The 14,125-nt window shown below is 72.0% G+C and carries 14 protein-coding genes and 1 pseudogene; 9 read left to right on the top strand and 6 right to left on the bottom strand.

Translation table 11 applies throughout. From position 1 onward, the window contains the following. A partial coding sequence (locus tag AOK24_RS08720; RefSeq protein ID WP_159051825.1) for a MarR family transcriptional regulator occupies positions 1 to 395 on the bottom strand: 395 nt, incomplete at its 3' end. 391 nt (positions 396 to 786) lie between these two features. On the opposite strand from AOK24_RS08720, the gene AOK24_RS08725 reads away from it, so the two are divergent. From AOK24_RS08725 to AOK24_RS50380, 5 genes and pseudogenes are all read left to right on the top strand, one after another. Continuing rightward, positions 787 to 1,695, top strand: a complete 909-nt coding sequence (locus AOK24_RS08725; protein ID WP_055719480.1) for an N-acetylglucosamine kinase — start codon at positions 787 to 789, stop codon at positions 1,693 to 1,695. Positions 1,696 to 1,900: 205 nt separating this feature from the next. Then, positions 1,901 to 3,799, top strand: a complete 1,899-nt coding sequence (locus AOK24_RS08730; RefSeq protein ID WP_055719481.1) for a phosphatase PAP2 family protein — start codon at positions 1,901 to 1,903, stop codon at positions 3,797 to 3,799. 75 nt (positions 3,800 to 3,874) lie between these two features. Further along, positions 3,875 to 5,479, top strand: a complete 1,605-nt coding sequence (locus AOK24_RS08735; RefSeq protein WP_055719489.1) for a phospholipid carrier-dependent glycosyltransferase — start codon at positions 3,875 to 3,877, stop codon at positions 5,477 to 5,479. Positions 5,480 to 5,488: 9 nt separating this feature from the next. Beyond that, on the top strand, positions 5,489 to 6,436 hold the full coding sequence (locus AOK24_RS08740; RefSeq protein WP_055719482.1) for a MurR/RpiR family transcriptional regulator: 948 nt from the start codon (positions 5,489 to 5,491) through the stop codon (positions 6,434 to 6,436). Between the two features lie 128 nt (positions 6,437 to 6,564). Next, positions 6,565 to 6,915: pseudogene (locus AOK24_RS50380) on the top strand (hypothetical protein); the annotation flags it as partial. Between the two features lie 192 nt (positions 6,916 to 7,107). Here the strand turns inward: AOK24_RS50380 and AOK24_RS08745 are convergent. From AOK24_RS08745 to AOK24_RS08755, 3 genes are all read right to left on the bottom strand, one after another. Next, positions 7,108 to 7,746, bottom strand: a complete 639-nt coding sequence (locus AOK24_RS08745) for a cytochrome b/b6 domain-containing protein (RefSeq protein WP_055719483.1) — start codon at positions 7,744 to 7,746, stop codon at positions 7,108 to 7,110. Further along, on the bottom strand, positions 7,730 to 8,464 hold the full coding sequence (locus tag AOK24_RS08750) for a molybdopterin-dependent oxidoreductase (protein WP_055719484.1): 735 nt from the start codon (positions 8,462 to 8,464) through the stop codon (positions 7,730 to 7,732). Before AOK24_RS08750 ends, AOK24_RS08745 begins: the two co-directional genes overlap by 17 nt. An 81-nt stretch (positions 8,465 to 8,545) precedes the next feature. After that, positions 8,546 to 9,616 (bottom strand): hypothetical protein, encoded by a 1,071-nt coding sequence (locus AOK24_RS08755; RefSeq protein WP_055719485.1) that lies wholly within the window; start codon positions 9,614 to 9,616, stop codon positions 8,546 to 8,548. A 455-nt stretch (positions 9,617 to 10,071) separates the two neighbouring features. Between AOK24_RS08755 and AOK24_RS50385 the strand changes: the two genes are divergently transcribed. Further along, positions 10,072 to 11,058 carry a hypothetical protein gene (locus AOK24_RS50385; RefSeq protein WP_055719486.1) on the top strand — a complete coding sequence of 329 codons (987 nt, stop codon included), beginning with the start codon at positions 10,072 to 10,074 and terminating at the stop codon, positions 11,056 to 11,058. 34 nt (positions 11,059 to 11,092) lie between these two features. On the opposite strand, the gene AOK24_RS08765 is transcribed toward AOK24_RS50385, so the two are convergent. Further along, positions 11,093 to 11,941 carry a menaquinone biosynthetic enzyme MqnA/MqnD family protein gene (locus AOK24_RS08765; protein ID WP_055719487.1) on the bottom strand — a complete coding sequence of 283 codons (849 nt, stop codon included), beginning with the start codon at positions 11,939 to 11,941 and terminating at the stop codon, positions 11,093 to 11,095. A 297-nt stretch (positions 11,942 to 12,238) separates the two neighbouring features. Between AOK24_RS08765 and AOK24_RS08770 the strand changes: the two genes are divergently transcribed. Continuing rightward, entirely contained in the window at positions 12,239 to 12,442 is a 204-nt protein-coding gene (locus AOK24_RS08770) for a cold-shock protein (RefSeq protein WP_003992177.1), read from the top strand. Between the two features lie 146 nt (positions 12,443 to 12,588). On the opposite strand, the gene AOK24_RS08775 is transcribed toward AOK24_RS08770, so the two are convergent. Further along, positions 12,589 to 13,137 (bottom strand): helix-turn-helix domain-containing protein, encoded by a 549-nt coding sequence (locus tag AOK24_RS08775; protein ID WP_055719488.1) that lies wholly within the window; start codon positions 13,135 to 13,137, stop codon positions 12,589 to 12,591. 76 nt (positions 13,138 to 13,213) lie between these two features. On the opposite strand from AOK24_RS08775, the gene AOK24_RS08780 reads away from it, so the two are divergent. Both AOK24_RS08780 and AOK24_RS08785 read left to right on the top strand, forming a co-directional pair. Continuing rightward, on the top strand, positions 13,214 to 13,936 hold the full coding sequence (locus tag AOK24_RS08780) for an AzlC family ABC transporter permease (RefSeq protein WP_055719490.1): 723 nt from the start codon (positions 13,214 to 13,216) through the stop codon (positions 13,934 to 13,936). Beyond that, on the top strand, positions 13,933 to 14,125 hold a 193-nt coding region (locus tag AOK24_RS08785; protein ID WP_206191165.1), incomplete at its 3' end, for an AzlD domain-containing protein. The genes AOK24_RS08780 and AOK24_RS08785, both read left to right, overlap by 4 nt.

Raw genomic sequence — 14,125 nt, forward strand, 5'->3', positions numbered from 1 at the left:
ACCACCCCCCGCACCGGCCCCAGTTCCTCCCGTGCGAGCCCCCACAGCGCCCCCCGCACCGTCTCCGCCGGAAGTTCCCGGTCACGGGCGGTGTGCGAGGCGACGACCGTGCCGTCCAGCGTGCAGGCGCGTACCGCCGTGTGGGTGGAGCCGAGGTCCACCGCGAGGACCGTTCCGGCGGCGGGGCCGATGCGGTAGACGGCGGCCGAGCGGCCGGTCGTCCCGCTCGTCGTGCCGGTACGGGACGCGAGGCCCGCCGACTCCAGCTCGGCCACCGCGCTGGACACCGTCGGCTTGGACAGGCCCGCGAGCTGGGCCAGGCGGGGCCGGGTGGCGTCGCCCGCCTCCGCGAGGACGGCGAAGACCGCGCCCGCGCTCTCACTCAGGTGCTGCACAGCTCCCCCAACAGAAATGGTCGGCGAGCAACCCGGCGCATTGTGTCGCCGGAGTTACGAATGATTGAATGTCTGGACAGCCAGCGATCGACATCCGCCGTATGACAACGGTGTCGCCTCCCACACGCAGGCAGAACGGGTCACCCACCCGTCACCTGCGGAACGCGGCTCTCCCAGGGTGTACAACAACCTCTTGACGCACCCTACTTCGTTAGTTAGCTTCCTAACGAAATCCTCACGGTACTCGCCTGCCGTGGCCGACCGAAGCCCGTCCCGGGGCTTCCCGAGAAAGTTCAAGATCCGTTCACACTCCGCACGGTTCGCCCGCCGTCGCAGCTCAGCGCCCACGCCAGGCGCTGGACGCGTTGACGTCTCGACGAAGGAAGAACCCGTGCAGGACGCACCCCCCTCGTGCCCGCTTCTGGTCGGCATCGACGTGGGCGGCACCAAGACGCACCTCCGCGCGCTCGCGGGGGACGAGACGGTCGCCGACCATGTCCGTGCCAGCAGCGGCTGGCGCCCGCACGACACCGACGCCGCCGCCCGCTGGCTCGCCGACCTCGTGAGCGAGGCGCTGCCGCCGGGCGCGCGTCCGTCCGCCGTCGCGGTGGGCGCGCACGCCTGCGAGACGCCGCGCCAGTGCGCGGACATCCGTACCGCTCTGCAAGAACTTCTCGGCGTCCCCGCGTCGATCGTCGGGGACGCCGAACTCCTCGTGCCCGCCGCCGGTCTCGACCAGGGGGTCGGGCTCGTCGCCGGCACCGGTTCCGTCGCGGTGGGCCGCCTCGCGGACGGCTCGGCGGTCCAAGTGGGCGGCTGGGGCGCCGTGCTGGGCGACGAGGGCGGCGCCGCCGGGCTCGTCCGCGAGGCGGCGCGCGCCTCCTGGGCCGCGCACGACCGGGGGGAAGCCCCCGACTCCCTGGCCCGCGGGCTCGTCGAGGCGCTCGGGGTGCCCGAAGTCCCGGCGCTGGGCGCGGCGTTGGAGAGCGCGGCCAACGCCTCCGCCGACTGGGGGCGGCACGCGCCGGTCGTCTTCTCCGCCGCCGCCTCCGGCTCCCCCCTCGCCCACGCCGTCATCGCCGAGGCCGGCCAGGCCCTCGCGGCGCTCGTCGCCCGGCTCGCCGCACGCGGCGTCCCGGTGGACGACGTGGTGGTGGCCGGCGGGACCGTCCTCGGGCAGCCGGTGCTGTACGACGCGTTCACGGCGGGCCTCGCCGAGGCCGTACCGGGCGCGAAGGCGCGACCGCTCACGGTGGCGCCCGTCGAGGGGGCGGTGGCGCTGGCCCGCGCGCTCCTGTAGAACTCTCTCTCCTTGTACATGTGCGCGGCGTCGGCCGAACTCCCCGTTCACCCACGGGACATGATCCGGTCGCCGTTCCCACCCGGAACGGTCACGACTCCGCCGTAGATCTTCGCTGGTACGCATCACCCGGCTCAGTCGACGGCAGCTGCCTCCGAGCCGCGCCCGATCGCACGATCTCCGTCACTTCCAGAGAGGCACACGCATGTCGTCCCCCGCCGCAGTGAACAGAAGGCGTTTCCTCAAGGCGTCCGTGGGCGGTTCGGCCGCTCTGGTGGCCGCGCCGACGCTCGTGTCGTGGCTCGGCGCCGCCGACGCCAAGGCCGCGACCGCCACGCCGGCGGCGTTCGTCGACGACTACAAGACGAACGTCATGGCGAACCTCACGCCCGAGACGAACGCCGTGGTGCGGGTCCTCGGCGGGATGGCGAAGGTCTGGAAGACGGGCGACGCCTGGAACACCGGCACCGCCCTGGACCGCGAGGTGCTGCGCGCCAACGTGCGCTACAGCATCCGGCTCACGCACGCCCGCACCGAGGCCCAGGGCAAGGAGGCGTTCGTCTACGACCGCCAGCACCAGAGCTACGCGATGATCGGCGGCCTCGGCCCGCTGGCCCCGCTCTACCGCTCCGGCGCCAAGGCGGTCACCTCGATCACCGCCGCGCCCGACGGCGTCCCGCCGGCGAAGATCGACGACGCCGTCCCGGCCGACGCGCCCGCCGGTTCCGCGCTCGGCGCCGGCTCGCACGACTCGGACCTCGGCCTGGTCGCCACGCTCGTCGACACCGTGCGCGGCAACTACGCGTCCGGCAACCCGGGCAAGTACGCCTACCAGTACCCGCGTCCGTGGCGCATGAACGAGAACAGCCAGGTCGTCGACACCGGCAGGACCGACGACCTCGGCTTCCCGGTCTACGACTCGAAGGTCCTGGTCGTCCCGCAGCTGCTGCGCCAGCGGAACCTGTCGCCGAAGGACGACGGCGGCTACCCGAGCGGCCACACCAACGCCTTCCACCTCGCCGCGCTCGCCTACGCGTACGCCGTCCCGGAGCGCTTCCAGGAGCTGGTGACCCGCGCCCTGGAGCTGAGCCACACCCGGATCATGTCCGGCATGCACTCCACGGTCGACGTGATCGGCGGTCGGATCATGGCCACCGCGCTGGCCGCCGCGACCCTCGCCGACCCGGCGAACGCCGAGCTGAAGGCCGCGGCGCGCGCCCAGGCGCTGGCCTACTTCACGGCGAAGACCGGCACGAACGCCGACACCCTGTACACGTACGCCCACGCGGACGCCGCCGACCGGTACGCCCACCGCGAGGCCAACGCCTGCCTGGTCGAGCCGAAGCTGACGTACGTCCTGCCCCGCAGGGGACGCTCCTACCCGCTGACCGTCCCCAAGGGCGCCGAGGTCCTCCTGGAGACCCGCCAGCCGTACCTGAGCGCCGAGCAGCGCCGCGCGGTGCTGCGGACGACCGCGCTGGAGTCGGGCTACGTCCTGCTGGACGGCTTCGAGCAGTGGGGCCGCCTCAACCTGTTCGCGGCGGCCGACGGGTACGGCTCCTTCGAGTCCGACGTCACGGTCACCCTGGACGCGGCCAAGCACGGCTTCCACGCGGCCGACGCCTGGCGCAACGACATCGACGGCGCCGGCGGCCTGACCAAGAAGGGCACCGGCACGCTCACCCTGACCGGCCACAACCGCTACCACGGCGGCACGGTCGTCAAGGAGGGCACGCTCGTCGCCGGGCACGCCAACGCGCTCGGCCAGGGCCACGTCACCCTCGCGGGCGGCACGCTCGGCGCCCCGCAGCCGGTGCGGGTGCGCGGCAGCTGGACGCAGGGCGCCGCGACGCTCGACCTGACGGTCCGCAAGGGCCACGGGGCCGTCCTCACCGTCTCCGGCCGCGCCCGTCTGGAGCGGGGCGCCAAGCTGGTGCTGCGCCTGGACGCCAAGCAGCCGCCGGCCGCCGGCTCGGTCGTCCGGGTCCTCCACGCGGCCCAGTTGCGCGGCCAGTTCGACAAGGTGGAGGTGAACTCGGCCCACCTGCGCGCCGTACCCCACTACACGGCGGACGGTCTATCGGTACGACTCGTGAAGCGGTGACGTACTGAGGGGTGGGAGCGGCCTAATCTGGACAGAGCGGGCGCTCCCACCCCGTACGGTCATCTAGGGCGGATGATGGCGAGCACAACTCTTCTGCGAGAACCCCCGGCACTCCTCCGGGCCCGTCAACGCCCCTGGCTGGTCCCCCTGTTGGTATTCCTGCTGCTGGCCCAGATGGCGACGGCCATGGTGACGACGGCCGTTCAGCAGACACCGACCGTCGACGAGCCGGTGTACGTCGGGACGGCGGCCGACTACCTGCACGCGCACGAGGTCCGCTACAACCCCGAGCACCCGCCGCTGGGCAAGCTGATCGTGGCCCTCGGGGTGGCCGTCGCCGACCCGCACGTCGATCCGCGATTCACCGGTGATCAGGGCGCGTTGGGCCGTCACCTTTTATACGAGTCCGGCAACGACCCCTGGGACGTGATGTTCTGGGCCCGGTTACCCGTCATCGCCTTGACGCTCCTGTTCGGGCTGGTCGTCTTCTTCTTCGCGCGGGACGTCGCCGGGCGCGCGGCGGCCTTCGTCGCGCTCGCGCTGTACGCGTTCTCGCCGGACGTGATCGCGCACGGTTCGCTGGCCACGCTGGACGTCCCGGCGGCGGGGTTCCTGCTGACGTCGGCGTGGCTGCTGTGGCGGGCGGAGCGGAACCCTCGGCTGTATCTCGCCCTGGCCGGGCTGGCGTTGGGGGCGGCGCTGGCGACGAAGATGAGCGTGCTGACGGCCGTACCGGTGTTCGCGGGGCTGGCGGTGGTGTCGCTGTGGCGGGCCGGTCGACGCAAGGCGCTGCTGGGTGCGTGCGGTGTCGTGGTGGCGGCGTTCGCCGTCGTGTGGGTGTCGTATCTCGTCGTCGATTCCCGGCTGCGGTGGAGTCCGGCACCGGGTGAGATTCCGTCGACTCGCGGTCTGCGCGGGCTGGTTGTGGATCTGCTGCCGGTGCCGGAGTCGTACCGGGACGGGATGCGGGTGCAGTTCAGGTTCGAGAACCAGCAGTGGCAGGGGTTCCTGTTCGGGCAGCTCTACACCGGGTCGCGGTGGTACTACCTGCCGGCCGCGCTGCTGGTGAAGACGCCGCTGGGGATGATCGCGCTGTGGGTGGCGGGGGTGGTGGCGATGCTGTCGGTGCCGAGGTTGCGGCGCGCCGCGGTGTATGTGCTGGTGCCGGCGGGGGTGTTGCTGGCGTCGGCGATGACGGGGGCGCGGGACCTGGGGACGCGGTACGCGGTGTTCGTGCCCATGTTCCTCGCCGTTGCGGCGGGTTGTGCGCTGACACTGCGGCGGGTGTGGGTGACCTGTGCGCTGGTGGCGTTCGTCGCGGTGAGTTCGCTGCGGACGTTTCCCTCCTATCTGCCGTACTCCAACGAGGCGTTCGGGGGTCCGTCCCGTACGCATCTGCGGCTGCACGACTCCAACGTGGACTGGGGGCAGGACCTCGGGCGGCTCGCGGAGAAGTACCGGGGCGAGCCGATGTGGCTCGTGTACAAGGGGGCCGGGGTGCCGTCGTACTACGGCATCGAGGCGAGCGATCCGCTGGCCGTGCCGATCGAGCGGGTGCAGGGGCTGCTGGTCGTCTCCGACTCGGCGGCGGCGAAGGCGCGGGGGCGGCTCGCTGAGCTGCTGCGGACCAGCCGGGCGGTGGACGAGGTGGGGTACTCGATCACCGTCTACCGGCGGTGATCCTGGGTTATGTTGAGGCGCGTGGGAGACACAGGAGGAGGCTCCGGGCCCTCGGAGCAGCAGGCACGGGCACAGGCGTCGGCGATCACCTCGGGGAAGGCCGTACCGGAGGCGGAACTCTCGCCGGCCTCGCAGCTGCGGGCCCTGTTCGACGGTCCGCACCTCTCCCCCGGCCAGCGGCGCATCGCGCAGTACCTGATCGAGCACCTCACCGAGGCGTCCCTCCTGTCGATCACGGACCTCGCCGAGCGCGTCGGGGTGAGCCAGCCCTCGGTGACCCGGTTCGCTGCGGCCGTCGGCTTCAGCGGGTACCCGGCGCTCAGGGAGCGGCTCCAGGCGCTGGCGCTCGGGGCGCACGGCACGGCCGAGGTGAACCGGGGCAACGAGCTCCAGGCGGCGGTGGACGCCGAGATCCGCAACCTGGAGAACCTGCGCCGCGACTTCGCCGACCCGGACCAGGTCATCGAGGTCGGCCGGGGTCTTTCGGAGTCGACGCCGCTGACCGTGCTGGGCCTGAGGATCTCGGCGTCGCTCGCGGAGTACTTCACGTACGCGGCGCGCCGGGTCCACCCGGACGTGCGGCCGGTGACGCGCGGCGGGAGCGTCGCCTACGACGCGCTGCTCCAGTCCCGGGCGGCGGGCGGGACGTGGGTGCTGGCGTTCTCGATGCCCCGGCACGCGCAGGAGACGCTGACGGCGGTGCGCGTCGCGCGCGGGGCGGGCCTGAAGGTGGCGCTGATCACGGACCTGGCGCTGGGCCCGCTGGCCGACGAGGCGGACGCGGTGTTCGCGACGGGGACCGGGTCGCGGCTGGTGTTCGACTCGTACGCGGCGCCGGGCGTGATGGCGGCGGCGCTGCTCCAGGCCATGACGGACGCGGGCCCCGAGCGGACGCAGGCGCGGCTGGAGGAGTACGAGCAGGTCGCCGACCGGCACCAGTTCTTCCTGCCCGACTGATCCTGCTTACGCGCCGGTAACCGGAGCGTGGAGTTCCCCCGGCGAGACCGTGAATGTTTCCATACGTCTTGCAAAGGCGACGGCATATATAAATACTGCTCCGGTCGCACCGCCGCACATCGGAAGCCATGCTCATGAGTCTCACGACGACGCGCCTCAGCCCGGACTGGCCCCGCCACGTCAAGACGCCCGGCAGTTACGACTGGGAGCGTTCCGCCGTCAAATGGCTGCGCGAACTGGTCCCCGCGCGGTACGCGGGCTATCCGGTGCTGCTGCGCCACCCCGTCCTGCTCGCCCGGCACGCGCACCTCCAGGTCCAGCAGGAGGTGCGCGTGGCCCGCACGGCGCTCCAGACGGCCCGCGCCGACCTGCCCGCCCTCGGCCTGCACGAGGCGGCGATCGAGCACACGATCAAGATGTACGCCGCCGAGCTGACGCAGCTCCAGCACCTCGCGCGCGGGGTGCGGGCGGTCGCGGAAGGGGGCCTGGTCGTCGTACGGGACGGGCGGAGCGGGTCGCCGTCGCCGTCGCCGTCTACGGAGGGGCCTTCGCCTTCGGGCGGGGAGCCGTCGCCGCCCGCCGAGGAGCCGGGGCGTTCGGTCGAGTGGCCGTCGTCTTCTGCCGGGGCGCCCTCCAGCCGGTGGCCTACGGCTGTCTGGGCGCCCTCGGTGTCACCGTTCTTTGTCCTCCGGGTACCAGAGGGGGTGTTCGCGGCGGGCCCAGGTACGGCTGACCGAGCCGGTGCGCATGCCGTGGCGGGCCTCGGGGTCGGCGAAGGCCATGCCGATGTGGCCCGCGAGTACTACGCCGATCGTGAGGGCCAGCCAGTCGTGGACGAAGGTCGCGCTGGTGCGCCACATGATCGGGGCGAGGTGGGTGAACCACATGAGTAGGCCGGTGCCGAGCATGACCAGGGTGGCTCCGGCGATCCAGGCGGCGTAGACCTTCTGGCCGGCGTTGAACTTGGCGGCCGGGCGGGAGGAGGGGCGCCGGTCCCGGCGGAGAGCCGCCCGCAGCCAGATCCGGTCGTGCGGGCCGAAGCGGTTGAGGTGGCGCAGTTCGCCACGGAACGCGCGCGAGGCGAGTCCGGCGAGGGCCGGGACGGGCAGCGCGAGGCCCGCGAACTCGTGGACGCGGACGACCAGTTCGCGGCGGCCGACGAGTTCCGCGAGCTCCGGGAGGTAAAGGCAGGCGGCGGTGACGACGCAGATGCCCATGAGGAGGGCGGTGGTGCGGTGGATCCACCGGACGGCCGGCGAGAAGCGGGGGACGTCGGTCGTGGTGGGGAGGGTGTCAGCCGGTGGGGTCATCGTCCCGTCCGTTCGACTTGCCGACCCAGGCGTCGATGTCGTAGCCGCGTTCCTCCCAGTAGCCGGGCCGCACGTCCTCGGTGACCGTAATACCCGAGAGCCACTTGGCGGACTTGTAGAAGTACATCGGGGCGACGTAGAGGCGGACCGGGCCGCCGTGGTCGTGGCCCAGGTCCTTGTCCTGCATGCGCAGGGCGACCAGGACGTCGGCGCGGCGGGCCTGGGCGAGGGTGAGGCTCTCGGTGTAGGCGCCGTCGAAGCAGGTGAAGCGGATCGCGCCCGCCTTGGACCGCACGCCGGCCGCGTCCAGGAGGTGGGAGAGGCGTACGCCCTCGAAGGGGGTGCCGGGGACGCGCCAGCCGGTGACGCACTGGACGTCCTTCACCATGCGGGTCTGCGGCATGGCTCTCAGGTCGGGGAGGGTGTACGTCGCGGGGCGGTCCACCAGGCCGTCGACGGTGAGGCGGTAGTTCGTGTCGTTCTTGCGGGGGACGGACGCGGTCACCGAGTAGTAGCGGAAGCCGCCGCCGTTCGGGAGGAGGCCGGTCAGGCCCGTGGGGTCCTTCCCCGCGATCGCGCCGAGCACGGACTCCATGCCGCGCTGGAGGACCGGCGCGGCGGCCACGCCCAGGGCGCCGAGACCGAGGGTGCCGAGGAAGACACGGCGGCCGACGGGGGTGCCGGCTGCGGGGGTCTCCTCGGGTGGTTCGGGATTCACGTATCCATTCGAGCACTCGGAGGTGGGTGGGGGCCAGTCCTGCGGGGCAGTCACACCTCGTTCTCAGGTATTAACCGGGTACTACGCGGGGTGGTCCTCGCAGCAGCCCCTGCCCAGCGCCCTTTCCCTCGCCGCCGTGAACGCCTCGTACGGATCCCTGGCGGGGTAGGACCAGGGGCGGATCGTCGCGTGGTCGGCGATGCGGTGGAAGAGGGCCGACGCCTCGGCGGCGCGGCCGGCGCAGACCGTCGCGTGGGCCAGGTAGTTGAGGTCGAGCAGGCGGCGCGGGTGGCCCTCGTGCTCCCACTCCAGCCACCAGTCGTACGCGGTCTTCATCACCTCGCGCGCGCGGTCGTCGGCCCAGTGTCCGGAGGCCGCCGGGTCGGCGGAGAGGTGGCCCCGGGTGGCGAGGACGCGGTAGCGCTCGGCGTGCGCCACGACCGGGAGGATCGCGAGCGGGGAGTCCGCGGGGGCCTGTTCGGCGGCCCAGGCGGCGAAGTCGTACACCTCGTGCAGGGGGTCGGGGCCGCTGTCGGCACGGCGTTCCGCGAGGTGGGCGACCATCAGGTGGTGGGCCTGGTGGTGGTCGGGGTGACGGGCACGGACTTCTTCGAAGAGCCGGACCACATCGGCGTCACCGCCGTACCGGACCACCTCGGTGCCGTCGTACCCGTCCTGCCGGGCCGCGTCGGCGTCGTCATACCCCTCCCCCCGTACCAGCCCTGCGTCCTCTCCCCCGCGCCCGCGGAACAGGGCCAGCCGTAGGAGGCCCAGCCATGGGGTCGGGTCGGTGGGGGTCAGGTCGGCGGCGATGCGGCAGGCCGCGCGGGCGTCGTCGTACCCCTCGGGCCTGCCCCGTACCGTGCGGTGGACGAGGGTCAGGGCGCGGAGGGTGGCCGCGTCGGCGTTGTCCGGTTCGGCGTGCAGCCAGTCCGTGGCCGCGGTGTCCGGTTCCAGGGCGAGGACGGCGGCTCGGTGGCCTCGGCGGTCCCAGTCGTCGCCCGTGCGGGCCAGCAGCGTGCGGGCGGCCTGCCAGCGGCCCTGTGCCAACGCGGCGCGGGCGACGCCGAGTTCCGCGTCGTCGAGGGTGGCGTCGAGGATCCTGGGCTCGCGTTCGCGACCGGGAACCGGGGAAGGCGGGGGTGGGGGCACCGCGGGTTTTCCTCGTCCTCCTGGCGCGACACTGGTTGCCGTCGGCCTGCGATCGGCCGATCACGCACAGCAAAGCCCCAGGCAGCGGTCAGCGTCAAGGGCCGGGGGAACATGACACGTATCAAGTGGCGGTCCGCACAAGGGACTTGGCTGGGTGATCGCCGAGGTGGGCGCGCTGGTCGGGGGGTGTGCGCGGCGTCCGGCGCGGGTGGTGCGTATGGCGCGATCGTGACGGGGGTGTGGCGTACGCCATGGCGCGGCGGGGCTGCGCGCCCCACGATGGCGGTACGGCCGTATCCCCCGCGTGCTTTGCTTCACGTTGCTTCCCGGTGGGGTCGCGGCCGGCGTCGGGGCCCCGGTCCCGGGGTACCTGTAGGAGTCGTTCTCGTACTGCCCGGGAACGGTCGTAGCTCCTGAGTACTACAGTCAGCCCACGACGACCGTGGTCCGACCTGATGATCATCGAGGTACGCAGCGTGTCGGTTCTGGTTCTGACTCTCGCCGTGAGCGCCGCCTGCTGTCTGGGTTTCGGGTTCGTGCTCCAGCAGCAGGCCGCGCAGCGCGCGCCGCTCGGTGACTTCCTCTCGCCGCGCCTGCTGCTCGACCTCGTACGGGTGCCGCGCTGGCTCGGCGGGCTCGCGCTGCTGGTCGGCGGGGTGTGGCCGGTCATCGGCCCGGAGGTCCCGGCGCTCGCGGACGCCCCGGCGCTCGCCTACGGCCCTGCCGCGCCGGTCCTCGTCGTCGGGATCGCCTGCCTGATATCCGTGCGGTCCCGCTGGAAGAGGGAGCTGGAGCATCCGGCGCTGATCGGCTACCGGCACGTCCTGGGCGTGGCGCGGTCGCGGGGGCTGCCGGTGACCCACGTACCCGCGTGGTTGGAGGGGCGGTCGGGGTACGGGGGTACTAGACCGACGGTCCCGGTGCCGACGTACCGGCCGACGGGCGGCGAGCCCGCTCATACCCCTGCTACTCCAGCGGGACCGTACGCCGCCGGTCCCTACGACCATCGGGCCCCGGGCGCCCCTGCCGGTCCCTACGGCCACCAGCAGCCCGGCGCCGTGCCCGGTACTCCGAACCCCTACGCCGTCCAGACCGTCCCGCCGGTCCCCGGCTCCGTCGCCGCGTACGAGAAGATCGCCGGCCAGGGCGGCTGGCACGACGAGGCCGGCTGCCTCTTCGTCGTCGCCGCCCTGGTCGGCGCCGCCTACGGCTGGTGGCAGGGCGTGACGTTCGGCTACCTCGCCCTGGTCCTCCTCCCCCTCGCGGTCTGGGTCTGGCTGGCCGGGAGCAGGCAGGGCAAGGAGAAGGAGCGGCTGCGCGAGGAGGCGCTGACGTACGTCGAGACGGTCGCGCGGGCGCAGGCGGCGGGAGCCGCCGTACCCGAACTCTCGCCCCGGCTGCGGAAGTTGCTGGACGAGGAGCAGTGGCTGGGGCGGCGCTGAGCGCTCGCGCGGAGCGAGCCTTGCGGGGCGAGCCCTACGGGGTGAGCAGCTGCACCTTGACGTCCGCGGGGAAGCCCGTCGTCGGGCCCACGCGGCGCGCGAACTCCGCGACGGCCTCCAACTGGGGTGCGCCGAAGCGGAAGTCGAGGGTCGTGAAGTACTGCTCCAGGATCTTCTCGTCGAACTCCTCCCAGCGGGCGGCCTGTTCGGCGACCTTGCCGACCTCGTCGAGGGAGAGGTTGCGGGAGGCGAGGAAGGCGCGGTGGACCTCGCGGGTGAGGTCGGGCTCGCGGTCGAGGTAGTCGCGGCGGGCGGCCCAGACGGCGAAGACGAAGGGGAGGCCGGTCCACTCCTTCCAGAGCGTGCCGAGGTCGTGGACCTGGAGCCCGTAGCGCGGCCCGTCGAGGAGGTTGGCGCGCAGGGCGGCGTCGCCGATGAGGACGGCGGCCTCGGCCTCCTGCATCATCAGACTCAGGTCGGGGGGGCAGGTGTAGTACTCGGGAGTTACCCCGTACCGCTCGGCGAGCAGGAGCTGGGCGAGCCGGACGGAGGTGCGGGAGGTCGAGCCGAGGGCGACGCGGGCGCCGTCCAGCCGGTCGAGGGGGACCTGCGAGACGATCACGCAGGACATGACGGGTCCGTCGCAGCCGACCGCGATGTCGGGGAAGGCCACCAGCTCGTCGGCGTTGCGCAGGAACTCGACGAGGGTGATGGGGGCGATGTCGAGGTCGCCCTGCACGAGCCGCTCGCTGAGCTTCTCGGGGGTGTCCTTGGTCAGCTCAAGATCGAGCAGCGTGCCCGTTCTCGCGAGCCCCCAGTACAGGGGCAGGCAGTTCAGGAACTGGATGTGGCCGACGCGCGGCCGGGTGCGAGAATTGTCCACATCGCGAGGCTAGACCCCGGTCCGGTACGCTGCGGAGTCACCCCCTCCTTCCCCCGCCGTCAACCCATTGCCCGGGTGTTTCAAACCTCCGGGTGACGTGATCTTGACCTCTATCGCTTTCGGCTGCCTGCGTGCTAGGCTCGCCGCAAGTTGCAGTTTGGTTTCCCTTGCAGTACAGAGCCTGCGGAGCATGTGACCGCGGGCTCTCGACGTTTTCGGAAGTTTGCAGTTGTGCAGCACTGTTTTCACACTTGCAGGTTCTGGAGCAGGGCGACCCTTTGAGCCCAAGGAGGGCTTATGGCTACCGGAACCGTGAAGTGGTTCAACGCCGAAAAGGGCTTTGGTTTCATCGCCCAAGAAGGCGGCGGCCCCGACGTCTTCGTCCACTACTCCGCGATCAACGCCTCGGGTTTCCGTTCCCTCGAAGAGAACCAGCAGGTTTCCTTCGACGTGACCCAGGGCCCGAAGGGCCCGCAGGCGGAGAACGTCACCCCGGTCTGATCCGCCGGGCGACTGCCGGAACCGGCAGCGTGATCGCAGTCTGAGAGCACCACCCAAGGAGCCCCGCGCCGTCCGGCGACGGGGCTCCTGCCTTTCCCTCTGCGCCCCCTCGCGGGCCGGCCCGCGGCGCCGAATTCATTTCCCGTTCACACGTGCTGCATGACGAGCACGAACTTCGTTCCGGCCGCCGTCGCCTCGTACGTATGCGCCACATCTCCGCGATACGACAGGTAATCCCCCGGACCGACCTCCACACCCTCACCGCGCGGCCCCGCTTTCACGCTTCCCTCGGTGACCACGATGTGTTCCACCGTGCCGGGAATATGCGGTTCGGATTCCCGGATAGTGCCAGGTTCCAGCCATACGTAGTAAATGTCCCGGCGTGCCCCCGGCGGACTCGCGGACAACAGCGTCGCGAGATAACTCGACTGTTCGGAGTGGACCGTGGGACCCTCCCCCGCGCGGATGACCCGCACGGGCGCCGAGGGCGGCTCGACGAGCACGCTGAACGGGACACCGAGCGCCACCGCCAGCGCCCAGATCGTCTCCATCCCCGGGTTCCCGCTCGCCGCCTCCAGCTGGGACAGCGTGGACTTCGCGATGCCCGCGCGCTTGGCCAGCTCGGACAGGGACAGCCCAGCCCTGGCACGCTCCCGCTTCAACGAGGCCGCGAGCCACTCCAGGGGTTCACTCACGCTTCCACTCCGTTCGCTGCACGAGTACGAACGTTCGCCTTGACGAACGACCGGCTCTGCGTTCATCGTGGAGAACATGCGTTCTCCGCGCCGAACACTCTCCAGGGTTACCCCATCCGGGGGTAGTCCACAGGTATCACCCGCCGACTCCACCCTCCTGCGGGACGTCCTCCTCGTCTGCCTCGCCAGCGGGGTCGTCGGGGTGTCCTTCGGCGCGATCGCCGTGAGCGGCGGGCTGCCGGTGTGGGTGCCGGTCGTCATGTCCCTCGTCGTGTACGCGGGATCGGCCCAGTTCAGCGCGGTCGGCGTGCTCCTCGCCGGGGGCGGTCCGCTGGCCGCCGCCGCGACCGGGCTCGTCCTCAACACCCGGACCGTCGCCTACAGCCTCGCCGTCGCCGAGGACATCGGCCGCGGTCCCCTCACCCGGCTGCTCGGCGCGCACCTCGTCACGGACGAGACGGTCGCCTTCACCCTCGCGCAGTCCGGCCCGGGCCGCCGCCGCGCCGCGTTCTGGACGTCCGGGATCGCGTTGTTCGCCGTGTGGAACACGGCCGTCGCCGTCGGCGCGCTCGCGGGGCAGGCGCTGGGTGACACGTCCCGGTACGGGCTCGACGCGGCCTTTCCCGCGATCCTCGCGGCGCTCGTCGTACCCACCCTCCGCAAGGACTCCCGCGTCCGGCGGCCCGTCGCCCTCGGTGCGGGTCTCGCCCTCGCGGCGACCCCGCTCCTGCCCACCGGGGTACCTGTCCTCGTAGCTCTGCTGGGGCTCTTCCTGTACGCCCCTGAGGTGACCCCGTGAGTCCGACCGTCGTCGCGATCCTCGCCCTGGCTCTCGGGACGTACGCCTTCCGGCTGACGGGGCCCCTCCTGCACGGGCGGGTCGCGCTGCCGGCGCGGGTCCAGGAGCTGCTGTCCGCCGGGGCGGTCGTCCTGCTGGTCGCCCTGCTGGCGACGGGGGCGCTGACCGAGGGCGGCGGGTTCTCGGGGT

The sequence above is a fragment of the Streptomyces niveiscabiei genome, assembly GCF_001419795.1.
Classification (GTDB): Bacteria; Actinomycetota; Actinomycetes; order Streptomycetales; family Streptomycetaceae; genus Streptomyces; species Streptomyces niveiscabiei.

Excerpts from the sequence above, each read along its gene's own strand:
- AOK24_RS08745 (WP_055719483.1), bottom strand. The coding sequence starts at position 7,746 with ATGACCCCACCGGCTGACACCCTCCCCACCACGACCGACGTCCCCCGC.
- AOK24_RS08740 (WP_055719482.1), top strand. The coding sequence starts at position 5,489 with ATGTTGAGGCGCGTGGGAGACACAGGAGGAGGCTCCGGGCCCTCGGAG.
- AOK24_RS50385 (WP_055719486.1), top strand. The coding sequence starts at position 10,072 with ATGATCATCGAGGTACGCAGCGTGTCGGTTCTGGTTCTGACTCTCGCC.
- AOK24_RS08770 (WP_003992177.1), top strand. The coding sequence starts at position 12,239 with ATGGCTACCGGAACCGTGAAGTGGTTCAACGCCGAAAAGGGCTTTGGT.
- AOK24_RS08780 (WP_055719490.1), top strand. The coding sequence starts at position 13,214 with ATGCGTTCTCCGCGCCGAACACTCTCCAGGGTTACCCCATCCGGGGGT.
- AOK24_RS08735 (WP_055719489.1), top strand. The coding sequence starts at position 3,875 with ATGGCGAGCACAACTCTTCTGCGAGAACCCCCGGCACTCCTCCGGGCC.
- AOK24_RS08730 (WP_055719481.1), top strand. The coding sequence starts at position 1,901 with ATGTCGTCCCCCGCCGCAGTGAACAGAAGGCGTTTCCTCAAGGCGTCC.